The organism is Noviherbaspirillum sedimenti, from assembly GCF_003590835.1.
Classification (GTDB): domain Bacteria; phylum Pseudomonadota; class Gammaproteobacteria; order Burkholderiales; family Burkholderiaceae_D; genus Paucimonas; species Paucimonas sedimenti.
Genome location: NZ_QYUQ01000002.1, coordinates 4150072 through 4168001, shown reverse-complemented (window position 1 = coordinate 4168001; position 17930 = coordinate 4150072). Strand labels below are relative to the sequence as shown.

General features: G+C 57.1%; 15 protein-coding genes. 5 read left to right on the top strand and 10 right to left on the bottom strand.

Annotation, left to right across the window (positions count from 1 at the left end; translation table 11 throughout):
* Positions 1–39: 39 nt before the first annotated feature.
* The 3 genes from D3878_RS19330 (at position 40) to D3878_RS19320 (ending at position 3130) form a co-directional block, all read left to right on the top strand.
* Positions 40–1212, top strand: a complete 1173-nt coding sequence (locus D3878_RS19330) for a thiolase C-terminal domain-containing protein (RefSeq protein WP_119786972.1) — start codon at positions 40–42, stop codon at positions 1210–1212.
* Positions 1212–1646 (top strand): Zn-ribbon domain-containing OB-fold protein, encoded by a 435-nt coding sequence (locus tag D3878_RS19325; protein ID WP_119786971.1) that lies wholly within the window; start codon positions 1212–1214, stop codon positions 1644–1646. The genes D3878_RS19330 and D3878_RS19325 overlap by 1 nt, the downstream gene beginning before the upstream one ends.
* 248 nt (positions 1647–1894) lie before the next feature.
* The gene (locus D3878_RS19320; RefSeq protein WP_119786970.1) at positions 1895–3130 is read left to right on the top strand and encodes an MFS transporter; all 1236 of its coding nucleotides are present in this window, start codon (positions 1895–1897) and stop codon (positions 3128–3130) included.
* Between the two features lie 212 nt (positions 3131–3342).
* On the opposite strand, the gene D3878_RS19315 is transcribed toward D3878_RS19320, so the two are convergent.
* Complete coding sequence (locus D3878_RS19315; RefSeq protein ID WP_119786969.1) at positions 3343–4641, bottom strand: MFS transporter; 1299 nt, start codon at positions 4639–4641, stop codon at positions 3343–3345.
* 530 nt (positions 4642–5171) lie between these two features.
* On the opposite strand from D3878_RS19315, the gene D3878_RS19310 reads away from it, so the two are divergent.
* Together D3878_RS19310 and D3878_RS19305 are read left to right on the top strand one after the other, a co-directional pair.
* Complete coding sequence (locus tag D3878_RS19310; RefSeq protein ID WP_199688214.1) at positions 5172–6584, top strand: hypothetical protein; 1413 nt, start codon at positions 5172–5174, stop codon at positions 6582–6584.
* Entirely contained in the window at positions 6581–7999 is a 1419-nt protein-coding gene (locus D3878_RS19305; RefSeq protein WP_119786968.1) for an acyl-CoA reductase, read from the top strand. Before D3878_RS19310 ends, D3878_RS19305 begins: the two co-directional genes overlap by 4 nt.
* Before the next feature lie 194 nt (positions 8000–8193).
* On the opposite strand, the gene D3878_RS19300 is transcribed toward D3878_RS19305, so the two are convergent.
* From D3878_RS19300 to D3878_RS19265, 9 genes are all read right to left on the bottom strand, one after another.
* On the bottom strand, positions 8194–8823 hold the full coding sequence (locus D3878_RS19300) for a PaaI family thioesterase (RefSeq protein WP_199688213.1): 630 nt from the start codon (positions 8821–8823) through the stop codon (positions 8194–8196).
* A gap of 180 nt (positions 8824–9003) precedes the next feature.
* Complete coding sequence (gene pcaF / locus D3878_RS19295) at positions 9004–10206, bottom strand: 3-oxoadipyl-CoA thiolase (protein WP_119786967.1); 1203 nt, start codon at positions 10204–10206, stop codon at positions 9004–9006.
* Between the two features lie 67 nt (positions 10207–10273).
* On the bottom strand, positions 10274–10960 hold the full coding sequence (gene adk / locus D3878_RS19290; protein ID WP_119786966.1) for an adenylate kinase: 687 nt from the start codon (positions 10958–10960) through the stop codon (positions 10274–10276).
* Positions 10961–11052: 92 nt separating this feature from the next.
* On the bottom strand, positions 11053–11982 hold the full coding sequence (locus D3878_RS19285; protein ID WP_119786965.1) for an electron transfer flavoprotein subunit alpha/FixB family protein: 930 nt from the start codon (positions 11980–11982) through the stop codon (positions 11053–11055).
* Between the two features lie 282 nt (positions 11983–12264).
* The gene (locus D3878_RS19280; RefSeq protein WP_119786964.1) at positions 12265–13287 is read right to left on the bottom strand and encodes an IS110 family RNA-guided transposase; all 1023 of its coding nucleotides are present in this window, start codon (positions 13285–13287) and stop codon (positions 12265–12267) included.
* Positions 13288–13473: 186 nt separating this feature from the next.
* The gene (locus D3878_RS24145; protein ID WP_199688102.1) at positions 13474–13635 is read right to left on the bottom strand and encodes a hypothetical protein; all 162 of its coding nucleotides are present in this window, start codon (positions 13633–13635) and stop codon (positions 13474–13476) included.
* A gap of 30 nt (positions 13636–13665) precedes the next feature.
* Positions 13666–14415, bottom strand: a complete 750-nt coding sequence (locus tag D3878_RS19275) for an electron transfer flavoprotein subunit beta/FixA family protein (protein ID WP_119786963.1) — start codon at positions 14413–14415, stop codon at positions 13666–13668.
* Positions 14416–14557: 142 nt separating this feature from the next.
* Complete coding sequence (locus D3878_RS19270) at positions 14558–15778, bottom strand: ABC transporter substrate-binding protein (protein ID WP_233556393.1); 1221 nt, start codon at positions 15776–15778, stop codon at positions 14558–14560.
* A gap of 366 nt (positions 15779–16144) precedes the next feature.
* Entirely contained in the window at positions 16145–17827 is a 1683-nt protein-coding gene (locus D3878_RS19265; RefSeq protein ID WP_119786962.1) for a sigma-54 interaction domain-containing protein, read from the bottom strand.
* Positions 17828–17930 lie beyond the last annotated feature (103 nt).

The window sequence follows — 17930 nt, the reverse complement described above, 5'->3', positions numbered from 1 at the left end:
ATGAATCTGTTGAAAGCTCAAAATTAGGAGACGTACAGCATGGCCGAAAATAACAAGGCATGTATCGTAGGCATAGGCCAAAGCGAGTTCACCCGCTGGGGCGGCATACATGACCGCAGCCAGTTTCAAATCACAGCCGAGGCGATTTCTGCAGCCATTGCAGATGCTGGCCTGACGGTGAATGACGTCGATGGCTTTGCTTCTTTCTCGGACGACGAGAATGAAGCAACGCTAATGCAGGTGGCGCTGGGCGTGCCGGTCCTGCGCTGGTCGTCCATGGTATGGGGCGGCGGCGGCGGCGGATCGATTGCTGCGCTGTCCCAGGCATGCGCCGCCGTCGAATCGGGCCAGGCGCATACTGTGGTGATGTATCGCGGGCTGTGCCAAGGGCAGGGGCAGCGTTTCGGGCAAGCCGGCAAGAAGCGCGTACATGGCAATTACATTTTGCCGTATGGCCTGTTCGCGCCGCCGCAAATGCTGGCGCTCATGATGCAGCGCTACATGCACCTTTATCCGATCACGCACGATCATCTGGCGGAAGTGGCCTTGAATGCTCGTGCCAATGCAAACCGCAATCCCCGCGCGGTCATGTATGAAAAACCGTTGACCCGGGAAGATTACTTCAACGGGCGCTGGATCGCCGAACCGTTCCGCCTGTATGACTGTTGCCTGGAAACCGATGGTGCATGCGCCGTGGTCGTCACCACGAAAGAACGGGCCAGGGACTTGAAAGCGCCGTTAATCGAGGTTGCATCCGCCATTCACGGCAGTGGGCCCGGCTGGGGAACCGGGCCGCTGGGCAGCCATAACATGCCAGACGAAGATTATGCCTCCACCAACAGCCGCCGCCTGGCGCCGGAATTGTTTGCGCGTGCAGGCATGACCCCAGCAGATATTGATGTAGCCCAGATTTACGACCATTTCTCCGGGCTGGTGTTGATGGCCTTGGAAGAGTATGGATTCTGCGACAAGGGAGAAAGCGGCGCATTTGTCGCCGAGGGTTCCATTCGCTGGCCGAATGGCAAGCTTCCCATCAATACATCTGGAGGGCAGCTTTCCGAAGCCTATGTCCATGGCGTGAATCTGTTGCTTGAAGGCGTTCGTCAACTCAGAGGTGAATCGACCTCACAGGTCAAGGATGCGCGCACCTGCCTGGTGACAGGTGGTCTGGGTGTTTCGCCGACTAGCGGCACTATATTGCGGAGGCATTGATGTCCTATTTCCCCAAAGAGATGCCGCGCCCGGTACCGGCAATGAATGATACTGAATTCCTGCGCGGATGCGCGGAACGCCATCTGCGTTTTCAGGCTTGTGCGGCATGCGGTATGCTCCGGCATCCGCCCATGCCCATTTGCAGCCACTGCCATTCCACGGCAGAGAAATGGGTCGAGGCACCGACGACAGCGAAAGTTTATTCTTTTACGGTCGTCCATCACGCCAGCCATCCTGCGGTCAAGGCGTCGCTGCCTTACGTCGTAGCATTGCTCGAATTTCCAGCACTTCCCGGCGTGCGACTGGTAAGCAACATTACCCATGTGGATCCATCTGAGGTCAGGATCGGCATGCAAGTCGATTTATGGTGGGATGATATTGGCGAAGACATGTTTCTTCCACGGTTTCGTCCCATGGAAAAAATCAAGGCTTGAGACCAAGGGTGAACCCGGCGTACTGTCCTTTCGCATAGCCCCGCCCGGTTCGCCACCCTGCTGCAAAAGCAGGCGCGGTTCGTTAGCACCACTGGATGAACCTCGCTCTGTACTTTCCTTGACCTTGGCGAGGTTTGCCATATCAGCCATCTCCAGAAGCAATGGCAAGAGCGTGTTTTTCAACGCGAAATGAACACGATATGCCTGTGAATGAATGCGCACGTCAGCAGCGAGGGTAAGCCGCTTAAATGACCATAGATAAAAATCAACAGGCTTCTGGAGCATTTCAAAGCAAACTGTTTTTTGCACTCTGGATAGCCACCATATTTGCTAACGTTGCGATGTGGATGCAGAATGTTGGTGCGGAATGGGTGATGGTTTCGTTAACGCCTTCCCCATTTATGGTGGCACTTGTTCAATCCGCCATCACCTTGCCCGTATTTCTGCTCGGCCTTCCGGCCGGCGTCATGTCCGATCTGCTTGACCGCCAGCAGTTGTTGCTTTGGACGCATGCCAGCATGTTTCTGGCATCCGGTGCATTGGCACTCGTATCGCATCTCGGCATGCTCGGACCGTGGGCTTTGCTTTTCCTGACCTTCATTGTGGGATGCTGCGCTGCACTGGCGATTACGGCGAGACTAGTCAGTATTTCTGACGTCGTGCCGCGCTCAGCCCTGGTGCAAGCGCTTGCATTAAACAGTATTGCCTATAACAGCGCGCGCGCCGTGGGTCCCGCTCTGGCCGGCATTCTGTTGGCCTGGTTGGGGCCCACCGCAGTTTTTTTGGCCGCTGCCTGCATGTTTGGCGTCGTCGTCGTAATCCAGCTACGCTTCTTCACGCCGCCGGCGCAGGGAGCGGCGCCCGGCGAGTCGGCAATTAACGCGATGCTTAGCGGCATGCGTTACGTACGGCAAACGCCGCTGCTGCATACTTACTTCATGCGCGTCATTCTGTTCGTTGCCTTTGCCAGCAGCCTGTGGGCACTACTGCCAGTAATAGCACATGGCTTGATGAAATTTAACGCAAGCGGCTACGCTTTGCTACTGGGCTGCATGGGTGCCGGTGCTGTCATACTCGGCGTCGTACTTGAGCCGTTGCGGCGCAATTTCTCTCTTGATACGCTGGCAACTGCGTCAGGGCTGGTCTTTGCAGCCGCGATTTTCATATCAGCGCTGTCGTCCAGTACTTTCATTGTCTGTGCCGGACTGGTTGCCGCAGGCGGCGCCTGGGTAGTAATCAACTCGATCACTACTGCTGCGGTTCAAACCACGCTGCCGTCCTCGGTGCGCGCACGGGTGGTTTCGATCTATCTGCTGGTGTTTAATGGCGCAATGGCATTCGGCGGAGCATTCTGGGGGGCTGTGGCCAGCCAGCTGGGTCTGAAGTCCACGCTGGCGATGGCTGCCACATTGGCAGTATGCGGGGCATTATATGCCCGCCGCTATCCGATCCTGCTTGGCAAAGACGCTGACGCCACTCTCTAGGGCTTGTCACGAAACACCTTGGCTATTTGTGGTGTAGCTGAGCAATGCAGAGGCCAGTGAAAAATTCCAGAGGCTGGCAGAACCGGTATTCGGAGGCGATGCCGCAAAAGCGCTGCAGGACGTCATCGAGAACGTTGCGACGCTTGCCGTTATAGTCGACAGTGCCGCTGTCAAACACCATGTACCACCGGGTGTTTGACAGGCACCGTTGCTTATTCAAATGACCTGGGATAACGACCCAGCGACAGAATGCAAGCGCCGGCACAAAGGCACAGCGCAGATGCAATTGCCAGGCCGGTTGGCGCGCCACCGGTAAGTTCATGCACTTTGCCAAACCAGATCGGGCCGACCGCGCCAGCCAGAGCCATAAGGCCGAACATCCAGCCGTAAATCTGCGAATAGGATTTCATCCCGAAGTAGCGCGAAGAGGCAAAGGCCAGGAAATCGACTTCCGCGCCAATCGCCATGCCGATGGAAATTGCCACCAGCAGTGCGACATCCACACCGTGCATGGAAAAGGCGAGGAATCCCAGTGCCGGGACGGTACAGATAACGGCACCCACAAATGGCGCGAAAATACGGTCTAGCAGGAAGCCGGAACCGAATCGCGAGATTATGATGGCAATGCCAATGACACTGACATACCTGGCACCTTCCAGCTTCGTCATCCCCATGTCACCGAGCAGGCTGATGAAATGCAAGTACACGCCTACGGTGGCGGCTGCGAGAGTGAAACTGGCGATAATCAGGAGCCAGAATTGTCGCGTTCGGCGAGCTTCCGCAAATGTCAGCCCTTTGAGTGCCGACTGCTTCTCGGTGCTGCCCCCCTTATGTTTAACGGTATCCTGTTTTTCCCGCACAAAAGGCAGAACGAGCAGCAGCGGAATGAATGTCAGGCCGCCCAGCACAGCCCAGGCAGCGCGCCAGCCATGTTCGACAATCAGGTCAGGAATGAACATCGGGCCAATCGAAACCACCAGGCCAGGGCCGGCCGTCATGATGCCCAGTGCCAGGCCTCGGTGCTTGTCAAACCAGGTGTTGAGCACGCGCGAATAGCAGACATAGGTGGTACCGGATCCTGATACGCCGATTAACAGATAACAGGCGTAGAACATCCAGACCGAACTGCCGATCTGTGTCATCAGCAGCATGGCAAAGGTAAACATGCAGATGGAGGGAATGATCACGCGCCGGGCACCATATTTATCGGCAAGTCGTCCGATAATCGGGCCGCAGAAAAAAATAGCCGCCGTAACGCAAGCCGAACCCCCAGCTACCGCCGTACGTGTCCAGCCAAAGGTTTCCGTAAGCGGGCCGATAAAGAATGGCAGCGCATGCACCGGAAATCCGCTGATTCCCAGAGCAGCGCCGATCGTCACGCTCAGCATCAGCAAATAACCAATGCGGAACTCGTTTTTACTCTCCAATGGTTTGTTGATTATATGAATCGTTGCGTCGGCGCTGGCAGGCATTGCCGGCACCGTTTGTTGCATCTTGTTTTTGTACGACACGAATGTCTCCTTTATGGATATTTATATGTTTTTAATGCTTTGGCCTTATATTGTGGCATAAAATTACATTAACGGCATATCAGTTATGCTTTATTGGCTTAAATCAAGGCCGCTGCCAAGGAGGGGCAAAACAATGCTGCCTATTGACTCGCATGCATCGACACATGCGCCGTCAATGCGCATTTCCACTTCAAGAGTCCGAGTCGAGCAATTCATGATGCATATGCCCGTCTACCAGACCCATATCGCCCGCGCTTGATACCCGCTATATTTCTCACTGTTCGCTTGACACATTCGAAATACTTCAATAGCATAACTGTTATGCCATAAAAAGATACAAAGTATCAAATAGGCATCGCTATCCCGGGATCCCTGCCCAATCAGATTATCGACCGCAGTGGGACCGGAGTAGTGGTTCTATGAAGTTACATCGGATGCGGGTTACTCGATGAGATTCATCAATTTGGTGAATTCGCATCTATCCATCACTCGCCATACTTACTTGACCCAAAGGTCGTGAGGAGACATGTATGACCATACAGGCACAAATGAAGGAAAGCAGCAACGGCGCATCGGATCCGTCGGATCTGACGCCGCTATGCAAGCGGCTGGTTGAAATGAGTCATGATCCGGATACGGCATTCAACATGCCAGCTTCCGATCTGCAGCCGATGCGCCTCGCCGCTGCGCAGGAATTGTTCAAGCTCCGTCGCGAGCAGATCCCTGCGTTGCGCAAGCGCGCCGAGGAAGCCGGTATTGATCGCATCGAGTCGTTCGACGATCTGGTGCCTTTGCTGTTCGCGCACACCATCTACAAATCCTATCCGCAGGAGCTGATCGACAAGGGCCGCTGGAAGATGATGTTGAAGTGGCTACAGACGCTCTCCGCAAAAGATGTGTCAAAGGTTGACGTCGAAGGCGTGAAGGATGTGGATGACTTTATCGAACGGCTGTGGGAAGCCGGCCACGCAGTGCTGGCAACCAGCGGCAGCAGCGGCAAAGTATCATTTCTCAACCACACCATGCAGGATCGCGCACGCAAGACACGCCACCTGAAACACACGATGGGCTGGCCGTTTACCAAGGCGACCAGTGACCGTCCGGTGTTCTGGTTCGGGCCGATGAAAGGACGCAACAGTGCAGTGGAAATGGGCATTTCCAATGAAGAGAACTGGGGTAGTCCTGGCTGCACCTATGCCCTCGATGAACGCCCGCTGCTCATTTCGGAAGTGAGCGAAACCGCAGCCATGCGCAAAAAACTGGCGGACGGCACAGCCTTGCCGGACGAGATCGATGCATTCGAGCAGAAACAGAAAGCCAAGGCAGAGGCCTCGGCAGACGAGCTGCTGCGACTGATCGACAAGCTGCTTGATATGCGTCATCAGCCAATGTTCGTATTCGCCTTGTGGGCGCAGCATCTGGCAATCCGCGACCGCGCCCGCGAACGCGGCATTCCCGATGGCGATTTCCATCTGGAGACTGTGCTATTTCCGGCCGGCGGCATCAAGGGTCTGAACATGCCGGCAGACTATCGCGAGCAGGTCACGGCGTTCTACGGTCCGGTCATCCAGATCGGCGTCTACGGCATGACCGAGATGGCGCAACTGATGCCGCGTTGCGAAGCAAAGCGCTACCATGCGCCCCCCGGCCTGATCCTGATGGCGCTCGACGCCACCGGCCAGCGTGTGCTTGGCCCGAAGGATGCCGTGGACGGCAAGATCACAGGTCGCGCCGGCTTTCTCGATCTGATGTATGAAGGCCGCTGGGGCGGATTGATCACGGGCGACAAGATCACGATGGACGTCGCCGGACCCTGCCCTTGCGGCCGGCCGGGACCAACTGTACTGGATACCATTTCGCGCTTCGCGCAAACCGGCGAGGAAGACCATATCGGCTGCGCCGGCACTATCGATGCCTATGTACGTGGAGGACTGCCAGCATGAATAGCGTAACGACACCTGGACTCGCCAGCACGCCCTTATCGGTCGGGAACATTATCAAGGGCCGATATATCGAAGGCGGCGCCGAGGTCTACGGCCCTCCGCACGCGCAGTTCGCGACGTCGGAGCTGGTGCTCAACGACCTCGTGTGGAAGCGATCCGAACCCGGACCAGCGTTCGAAACACCGCTTGCCGAGATCATGGACGTACTGGCCGAAACTGGCAAGTGGCTTGCAAAAGATCCGGATGGTCTGGTCGCCGAGTCGCTGGAGAAAGCTGCGCGCACCAGCCCGTTGCCGTATGCGGTGCTGAAACGGTCCTTTGCATTGTTACCAGCCCAGTTCGACCGCGCCCAGCTGGAATACCAGGTTGAGCGGGAATTCGGTGGCGCCGACATTCTTGACGGCTGGCGGCAGATGCCCACGCCACCTTCTGGCAGGAATCACCGCGTGCGGGCCTATCCGCCACGCATCGTGCATATCATCGCCGGCAATGCGCCGCTGGCGGCGGCGCTGACGATCGTCTGGGCGGCGCTCACCAAGGGCGTGCATTTGCTCAAGCTGCCCTCGAACGACCTGTTCACCGCAACCATGCTGATCCGTGCAATTGCGTCGGTGGCACCGGGACACCCGCTAGCGCAATCGTTCTCGACGGCTTACTGGCGAGGCGGCGACACCAAGGTGGAAAGCGCGCTGTTCCGTCCGCAATATTTTGACAAGATTGCGGCCTGGGGCGGCGACACGACACTCAGGAACGCGAAAAACTATATTGGGCCGGGCTTTGAATTGGTTGCCTTCGATCCCAAGACATCGATCTCGATGATCGGCAGGGAAGCATTCGAATCCGACGCAGTACTCACAAAGGTTGCCGACCTGGCCGCCACCGATGCGACACTGATCGAGCAGCAGGCCTGTGCGTCCAGCCGGTATCAGTTCGTCGAGGGAAGCACCGAGGAAGTCGACCGCTATTGCGCCAAGCTGATCGAAAAAATGGGGGTCGAGCGGCCTTTTTGCACGCCCGAGGGTCGTCCCCTGCCCACCGACATGCGCGAGGAAGTCGAAGGCTTGCGCGGCATGGATGATTTCTACCGCGTCTGGGGCGACTACAACGGCTCCGGCGTCGTCATTCGTTCCGAAGACCCGGTCGGATTCCATCCCGATGGCCGCGTGGTGAACGTGGTAGCGGTGCCCAACCTCGCCGATGCGCTGCAATACGTGACCCTGGCAACACAAACGGTCGGCGTCTACCCGCCTGCGCGCAAGGCCGAACTGCGCAATGCACTCGCGTGCGCCGGCGTCCAGCGCGTGGTCGACATCGGCAACGCGGGCGGTGTTGAGCGCGGCCTACCGCATGACGGCTTTTATCCGCTCCAGCGCTTCGTGCGCTGGGTAAATGACGAAGGCGGGGAAGTGTCATAAGCGGCTGAAGCGGCCGGTTTGAATAAAAAGGGCCAGGTTTTGCACCTGGCCCTTTTCACAAACAGCTTTTGCCGCTGCAGCAACGTAACCATCCAGTTGCGCGGATAAGAGAATACTTTGGGTACGATCTACTCTTTGAACAAAGCGCTTCGTCTGGATCTCCCTGAGTAAAAGGCATTATCCTTTTTGTCGGATCAGGGTTGGCCAGGGCGCAATATTACAAATAAACCCTCAGCTTCAGCGCAAACAGTTTCTGCATCCATTATTTTTGCCATCATTAGAATTTTTCTTCCCTCTTCCCTAACAATCCTGGCAACCACTTCGAGAGACTTGTCTATCGGAGTTATGGAGCGATAGTCAACGTGCAAGTAAGCAGTTCGAACCCTTGGACGCGACGCCGCATACTGCAGTCGCCCCATGACTTCATCAAACAGCAGAGAAACTGCACCACCATGAGCAGCCCCATTTGCTCCGAGAAAGCAACGCCCGAACACTACACTCCCTCGAACATAGCTTTTATCACCTTCTGATGCGACAAACTGGGGAATCATTGGTTGAGCTCGCCCTGCAATGTGCATCATGCGTCCGAATAGCTGCTCGCTGTCGTCCACCGAATGAGATGACAACTCCTCCGACCAGGATTGCAACGTGTGCGAGAGGCGTCGAAGAGTCTCTTGTTCCGGTTTTGATCCTGCCACATGATTCAAGAATTGACGTAGCGATTCAATCATTGCCGGGTAGTCATCAGCTTCCTGATCGTTAGCGTCGAGCTTCCCCCAGATGCTTTCAAGAGAAAAATCTAAATCTGGATTATTTTTTTTCATCGAGTTGTTTCACGAAGTATCGGCTATCCCGAGGCCATATTACAAGCCCCCTCAATTCATGTGAAATTCGACAGGCTTAACTTTTTGCCAAAAGATTTTTTACAGTTGGCATTTCCGGCATCGTATTCCATTGCTTCGCGCGGACCGTATTGCGCGAAGACTTCTTCATTGTCATGGCAGTTACACCCGTTCCAGAACGACCGCGATGCCCTGCCCCACCCCGATACACATGGTGCACAGGGCGTAACGTCCGCCCGTTTCATGCAAACGATTCACTGCCGTGGTGACGAGGCGCGCGCCGCTGGCGCCTAGCGGGTGACCCAGCGCAATCGCGCCGCCCCAGGCATTGACGCGCTCGTCGTCGTCCTGCAGACCCAGCAGGCGTAACACGGCCAGCCCTTGCGCGGCAAACGCCTCGTTGAGTTCGATCACGTCGATCTGCTCAAGCGTGAGTCCCGTGAGCGCCAGCACCTTCTGCGTGGCAGGTGCTGGCCCGATGCCCATGATGCGTGGCGGCACGCCAGCAGTAGCCATACCGACGATCCGTGCCCTGGGGATCAGGCCATTGCGCTTGGCGGTATCCGCATTTGCCAGCAGCAGTGCGCACGCACCGTCATTCACGCCACTCGAATTGCCGGCAGTGACCGAGCCGTCCGGCCGCACCACGCCCTTGAGTCTGGCCAGCGCTTCCAGACTGGTCTCGCGCGGATGCTCGTCCTGTGCCACGACCACGGCTTCGCCTTTTTTCTGGGGTATGACCACAGGCACGATCTCGCGCGCCAGATGACTGGCCTTTTGCGCGGCAGTGGCATTGCGCTGGCTGGCAAGAGCCATGCGGTCCTGCGCTTCGCGCTCGATCTTGTACTCGATCGCGACATTCTCGGCCGTCTCAGGCATCGCATCCACGCCATATTTCTCCTTCATCAACCGGTTGACGAAGCGCCAGCCGATGGTGGTGTCATGGATGGCATTGCTGCGGCTGAAGGCACTCTCCGCCTTGGGCATGACGAACGGTGCGCGGCTCATGCTTTCCACGCCGCCGGCAATCATCATCTGCGCCTCGCCGCTCTTGATGGCGCGCGCGGCCGTGCCGACGGCGTCGAGGCCGGATCCGCACAGGCGGTTGATCGTGCCCCCCGGCACCTCGACTGGCAATCCCGCCAGGAGGCTGGCCATGTGCGCAACATTGCGGTTATCTTCGCCGGCCTGATTGGCGCAGCCGTAAAGTACATCGGTCAGCGCCATCCAGTCGACATTCGGATTGCGTTCCATCAGGGCCTTGATGGGAATCGCTGCCAGGTCGTCGGCGCGTACACCCGAGAGTGCACCGCCGTAACGGCCGAACGGAGTGCGGATGGCATCGCAGATGTAAGCGTCGATCATGGTGTACGTCCTTTGAATTTGAAGCGTTATAAGTAAATTCAGTGAAATGTCGTGTTCAAATAACGTTTCAGGCCAATTCACTCTCCGATACCCGGCTGCTGGTTTCGAGCGCCGCGAATGCTGCGTCGCGGATGCTCTCGACCGGTCCGACCCCGGCGATCTTGCGGTATTTCGGCGCGCCCGGCTGGCCGGATTCGGCCCACTGGTTGTAATAGCCCACCAGCAACTCGGTCTGCTCGTGGTAGACCTGCAGGCGTTTCAGGACGGTGGCTTCCTGGTCGTCGTCGCGCTGGATCAGCTCTTCGCCGGTCAGGTCATCCTTGCCGGCGACCTTGGGCGGGTTGAACTTGACATGGTAGGTGCGACCGGAAGCCGGATGCACGCGACGCCCGCTCATGCGCTCGACGATGGCCTCGTCGGGTACGTCGATTTCCAGCACATAGTCGATTGCCACGCCAGCTTCCTTCATGGCGTCAGCCTGGGGAATCGTGCGCGGAAAACCGTCGAACAGATAGCCATTGGCGCAATCCGGCTCCTTCAGGCGGTCCTTGACCAGGCCGATGATGATGTCGTCGGACACCAGGCCGCCGGCATCCATCACCTTTTTCGCGGCCAGGCCCAGCTCGGTGCCGGCCTTGACGGCTGCGCGCAACATGTCACCGGTCGAAATCTGCGGAATATTGAATTTTTCTTTGATAAAAGTGGCCTGTGTACCCTTGCCGGCACCAGGCGCTCCCAAAAGGATGAGACGCATTGCATTTCCTTAATTGATTAAATAATCTTTAGCGGCTGCCAATAACAAACCCATCAAATTTCCTGGATTAATATTTTTGATCAAAAGCTTATTTAACCGAGATCCTTGACCAGTTGCGGCACGATGTCGAACAGGTCGCCGACGATGCCGTAATCGGCCACGCTGAAGATCGGCGCTTCGGCATCCTTGTTGATCGCCACGATCACCTTTGAATCCTTCATGCCGGCCAGATGCTGGATGGCGCCGGAAATACCCACCGCGATATACAGCTGGGGCGCAACGATCTTGCCGGTCTGCCCCACTTGCCAGTCATTCGGCACGTAACCCGCATCCACCGCGGCGCGCGAAGCGCCCATGGCGGCATTGAGCTTGTCGGCCAGCGGTTCGAGGATCTTGAAGCTTTCGCCCGAACCCATGCCGCGCCCGCCCGAGACGATCACCTTGGCGGCAGTCAGTTCCGGACGGTCGGATTTCGCCACTTCGCGCGAGACGAAGGCCGACTTGCCGAAATCGGCGACGGCAGGAAGGGTTTCCACTGCAGCGGAACCGCCCTCGGCAGCCGCGTCAAAGCCGGTGGTGCGTACGGTAATGACCTTGATCGGATCAATGGATTGCACCGTGGCAATGGCATTGCCGGCATAGATCGGCCGCTCGAAGGTGTCGGGGGCATCGACCTTGGTGATTTCGGAAATCTGGCCGACATCCAGTTTCGCGGCCACGCGCGGGGCAATGTTCTTGCCATAGGCGGTGGCGGGGGCGAGGATGTGCGAGTAGTCCTTCGCCAGCGCCAGCACCTGCGCCGCGACATTCTCGGCCAGGCCATCGGCAAAATGCGCGGCATCGGCCACCAGCACTTTGCCAACACCCACCAGCTTCGCTGCGGCTGCGGCAGCCGCGCCGCAGTTGTGGCCGACGATGAGGACGTGGACGTCACCGCCGCAGGCGGCGGCAGCGGTGACGGTGTGTGCAGTGCTGCCCTTGAGGGTAGCGTTGTCGTGTTCGGCAATGACGAGTGCGGTCATGATTTTTATATGGACGCCTCCCGTTTGCCAAGGAATTCATCGTGTGCTGTTGGACAGGCTAGGCTGCAGTTTTATATCCGGCCTTGTTGCAGGTCGAACCTGCTGGCCTTAATGGAATCCGCTGACCCACGCCTCATTTCCTTGACGGGCTGTTAGCCCAGAAAATCATTCAGGCTTCGTGAGTCCCGGTCTGACCTGTTTGCCATCACACTTTGTACCTTGCGCAACCTTTCGACGTGCCCATCCTTTGTTACAAACTGGTTGATTTCAATGTCAGCCGGTTCATACCGGCTTGACGCTCACATAACTTCTTCCATACTGCCGATCATGCGCCAACAACGCCCAGATCGTCCGTGCCATCTTGTTGGCCAGCGCCACCGTCACCACATTCGGCGGCCGGCGCTTGCTGATCTCTTGCACCCACGCGCTTGGCTCCTTCGCATGCGTGAGCACCGTTCGGGCACCGTGAATCAGCAGCGTGCGCAAGTACGTGTCGCCACGCTTGCTGATCCCCAGAAGCCGCACCCGGCCGCCCGTACCCGTTTGGCCTGGTGCCAGCCCGAGCCAGGCAGCGAACTCGCGTCCCGACTTGAATGCTTTGGCATCGCCCATCGTCGCCACCGCCGCCGTTGCCGTCAGCAAGCCGACACCGGGAATCTCGGCAATCGTCTTGCATGCCTTGTCTTGCTTCAGCCACGCCAGCAGCCGCTGCTCGATCGCGGCGATCTGCTGGTCGAGCTTGCCTAGCATTTCCCATTGCTCGCGCAATGTGTCGATCAACACCGCCGGCAATCGATCACTCAATCTTGCCAGTACATCGCTCATGGCCCGGTCCAAAGCAGCTCGGCCAACCGCCATCACTTCGCCGTATTCCGTCAGCAAGCCGCGCAACCCGTTGCTTTGCATCGTGCGGAACTTCACCAGTTGCTGCCGCATTCGATGCAGCGCCAGTACCGCCTGTTGCGCCTCCGTCTTGACCGCAACTGCCTTGACGCCAGGCTGCTGCACCGCCATCCAGATCGCCCTTGCATCAGCCACGTCGTTCTTGTTGCCGTGTACGAATGCCTTGACCGCTTTGCCTGGCATTAGCTTCACCTGGTGCCCCATCTCCATCAGCCGCCTTGCCCAATGCTGGGCACCGCCGCAGGCTTCCATGCCAATCAGGCACGGCGCACGGTTGACGAAATGCTCCAAAAATCCAGCACGCTTGATCTGCTTGCTGGTGATTTCGCCCGTCTCCATATCCACGCAATGCACTTGGAACACGCGCTTTGCCACATCAACGCCATATACGCTATGCTTCATTTGGGTTCTCCTCCCTCAAGTGGTTTGTTCAGAACTTCCACTTTGGCACATTTGATGCCGTTGGGCTGTGAGAACCCCTCTTCTCTACTTATCCCTCCGACTCACTTCATCGGTACCCTTGCGGGGGGAGGCGTCCATTCCATTTCCTGACAAAATGATTAACCTGAGCGGAGATGGCGTGATCGCTCAGGCTGCTTGTTGAATGGGGTAGTCATCAGCATGGTCGACCTGCTTCCAGTCCAATTGGCGCCGGATCTGCTTGGCATCGGGCAACGGGGCCGGGCTTTTCCTCCGGTTGGCAAGCCATTCCCTGATTTGCTCTTTGGTGGGCTGGTGAATGTTTTCCATGACAATGGTTCCTGTGCTGTTCGGAGAGGGCTAAATGACTTTGGCTTCGTTCTTCAGCTTGGCCACGAGGGTCGCCACATCCGGCACGATGATGCCGGCGCTACGCTTGGCCGGCTCGACCACTTTCAGGGTCTTCAACCTTGGCGCCACATCGACGTTGAGATCGGCCGGCTTGACCACCTCCAGCGGCTTTTTCTTGGCTTTCATGATGTTGGGCAGGGTTACGTAGCGCGGTTCGTTCAGGCGCAAGTCGGTGGTGACGATGGCCGGCAGCGCCAGCGAGACAGTTTCCAGGCCGCCATCGACTTCGCGGGTCACCAGGGCGCGGTCGCCTTCGATCAAGACTTTCGAAGCGAAGGTGGCTTGCCCCCAGCCCAGCAGGGCCGCCAGCATCTGGCCGGTCTGGTTATTGTCGTCATCGATGGCTTGCTTTCCAAGAATGATCAGTTGCGGCTGCTCGCGGTCGGCCAGGGCTTTCAGGAGCTTGGCCACCGCCAGCGGCTGCAATTCGGCATCGCTCTCGACCAGGATGGCGCGGTCGGCGCCGATGGCCATGGCGGTGCGCAAGGTTTCCTGGCATTGCGTCACGCCGCAGGAAACGGCGATGACTTCAGTCGCCTTGCCGGCTTCCTTGAGGCGCATGGCTTCCTCGACGGCGATTTCATCGAAGGGATTCATGCTCATCTTGACGTTGGCAGTATCGACGCCCGAACCATCGGACTTGACGCGCACCTTGACGTTGTAATCCACCACGCGCTTGACTGGGACCAGAATCTTCACCTGGCGCTCCTCGAAAAAATGAATGAATGCATGGACATGCGCGCAGCCGGGCGCACCGCAAGCAAGCGCGGTCTCATGCAGTGAGGCTTTTAATGAAGTAGCCCGACGGGCGTAGTGCTGTCGCCTGTCGGGCTGGCGTCAATTATTTCTTGACCAGCGGGCAGGATCCCTCGCTCATCGGCTGGTAAGCCTTGTCGCCCGGGATGGTTTTCAGGATTTTCATGAGATCCCAATCAGACTTGGATTCCGATGGCTTTTTGGCTTCAGCCAGATACATGTCATGCACCATCCGACCATCCTCGCGAATCTTGCCCTTCTTGGCAAAGAAATCGTTGATTTCGGTCGCCTTCATTTTTTGCATGACCGCTTCCGGGCTATCCGTGCCGCTCGCCTGAATCGATTTCAGGTAGTGCGTCGTTGCCGAATACATGCCAGCCTGGATCATGGTCGGCATGGCCTTGTGACGCGCGTAGAAGCGTTTCGACCATGCGCGGGTTTCGTCATTCATATCCCAGTAGTAGCCGGTCGTAAACAATAGACCCTGGGCGATCGGCAAACCCATGCCTTTCAGGTCTGTGTCAAAAATCAGCAGGGTTGCCAGCTTCTGGCCGGATTTGGTCAGGCCAAATTCGGATGCACCGCGCACGGCATTCTGGGTATCCTTGCCGGCATTGGCAAAGCCGATAATCTTGGCTTTCGAGGATTGCGCCTGCAGCAGGAATGAAGAAAAATCGGATGCGCTCAGCGGGTGCTTGATGGTGCCGAGGACCTTGCCGCCCATTTCATTGATGACCTTGGTCGTATCTTTTTCAAGCGAGCTGCCGAACGCATAATCGGCTGTCAGGAAGTACCAGCTATCGCCGCCGGACTCCATGATGGCGCGACCGGTGCCCGTGGCCAGCGAGTAGGTGTCGTACACATAGTGGACGCCGTAGGGCGAACATTCCTTGTTGGTCAGCGCCGTCGTTGCCGATCCGGCAAGGAGGATAATCTTCTTTTTCTGCGCGCCGAGCTTTTGCAACGCGATGGCGGAGGCCGAATCGGTCGATTCGATGATCATGTCGACCTCGTCGCGGTCAACCCATTCGTTGGCCTTGGCAAGCGCAATGTCCACCTTGTTCTGGTAGTCAGCCGAAACCATTTCGATCGGCTTGCCCAGCACCTTGCCGCCAAAATCTTCGATTGCCATCTGGACTGCAGTGACACCGCCGGGGCCGCCATTAGCGGAATAAACGCCGGTCTTGTCGACCATGACCCCGATCTTGACGACATTGTCCGTTACTTGAGCCTGGGCGCCAGCGGCGCACATGCCAGCAATTAAGGCAGCCAGAGCAGTACGGGCGAATTTGGATGAATACATCATGTCTCCTGTTATTGACGAATTTGGATCGGACTGAAGTGATCAAAAGGACCAACTGGACGGTGCTCGAACCGAGCCGGCAAAACAGTTTGCTGACAGCACGCACGAGGCCGCGCCCCTTTTGTAACTTTGCATTACGCAAACGCCGTGCCACCCTGAATCGGCTAGCCGGACGTCTGTTCAATTGAAATTTGCTGCGAAAATGACAATGCAGGAGCAACACTGTCTTCTGCCAGTGCCGTTTTCATGGACAAGTGTCCTCGAAAAACACAATTTCGCGGCGACACGCACGAATTTTCCGGCATGGAAGATGCTGGCGACATGACATCCTCCCGAGTAACCGAAAAAATGTCACACCGCGGGCCTGAATCAGGAAGTGTGATCGCCCATGAGGGCAAGCTTCTTGTAGAGGTAGGAACGCGAAATGTTCAAACTTTCAGCAACTTTTTTCTTGTTGCCGTTGAATTTACGTAGCGCCTCCCTGATGATTTCCGCCTCTACCTGGTCCTTGGCAGACTGCATACTGGTCGTTGCGGGCTGGGCTTCGCGCTGGGGTGCACGCTGAGGTTCTTCATGGGGCGGAATCACGGCGCCCACGGCGATCGGCATCTCCTCCCCACTGAATTCAAAATCGCGCGGAGTAATGATATCGCCCTCGGAGAATATTGCTGCACGCTCGATTGCATGCTGCAACTGGCGGATATTGCCTGGCCAAGGCAAGCTTTGCAAAAATGAAATGGCATCGCTGCCCAGCGTTTTCATCCTGCAGTTGTGACGTGCAGAAAATTGCGCCAGGAAGGTATTCGCCAGCTCCGGTATATCTTCCAGGCGATCTTTCAACGGCGGCAGGCGCAGGGTAATGGCACTGATGCGATAGAACAGGTCGAGCCGGAACTCTCCCTCCGCGATCATGGCTTTGAAATCACGATTGCTGGCGGAAATCAGGCGGAAATCGGATTTTTTCGTCTGGTCGCCGCCAACGCGCTGGAACGTCCCGTCCTGCAGCACGCGCAACAACTTCACCTGGATTTCGGATGGCATGTCGCCAATTTCATCGAGAAACAGCGTTCCCTGGTCGGCAATCTCGAATTTACCCTGGCGTCCCTTGCGATCTGCGCCGGTAAAAGCGCCGGGTTCGTAGCCGAACAATTCGCTTTCCACCAGATTTGCAGGCATCGCGGCTGAATTGATCAAAACCAGTGCCTTCTGGCTGCGCGCGCTCAAGAGGTGAATTGCATGTGCCACCAGTTCCTTGCCGGTGCCGCTTTCACCGACCAGCAGAACCGGCACATCCAGCGACGCCACCTTGATGATGTCCGCCTTGAGCTTTTTGACCGCTTCGCTGCTGCCGACAATCTGCTCCAGGCCATAACTGCGGCTGCGCAGGCCGGACAGTTCGCGCTCGTAGAAGCTGACCTGTTTGCGCAAGCGGCCAATTTCATCGTTCAATTGCACGATCGCTTCCGGCCCCTTGAACATCACCTGGCCGATTGCGCCGACAGGCCGATTGCGCCGGTCAAAAATCGGCGTACGGTTGACGATCCGCACGGTGCCGTTCATTACCTGCAACTGGCCGACTTCGGCTTTGCCGCTTTTCACCACTTCATGCAGGCGCGAGTTTTCAATCACTTCAGTGACATGCCTGCCGATTGCCGAAGCATGCTTGATGCCGAAAAACCGTTCGTGAACCGGACTCAGGTAGCGCACGATCCCTGCCGCATCGACGACGACCATTGCCGCGAACGGGTTGGTAATCAGGTGCCGCAGAATGTCCGCGGCAAAATCCACGCTGGCGAAAAATTCGACCAGCGCAGCGTCCGGTTCGTCGCCGAAAATGATGAAGCAGCCGATACCAGGCGTATCGATCAGCGCGCATGTCAACGGCGGCGATGCTTCCTCCAGAATAAAGATACGCGGGATCGGCTTCTTCAGCCGCTGGTTCCAGCGTGCCGCCAGCGGCCGCGAAACCAGTGCGTTGCGGGCAAGTCCCGAAGCAACCAACTGATGATTGTTGTCGTCGATAACCAGAATGCCGTAAGAATCATAGGCCATGAAGCAAACACCTTGTATTTTTTAAATGACTAATAGATAGAGTGCATTTGTGAAATACACTTTAACTATGTCGTGTCTCCGATAACTACACAGTTTAGCGAAA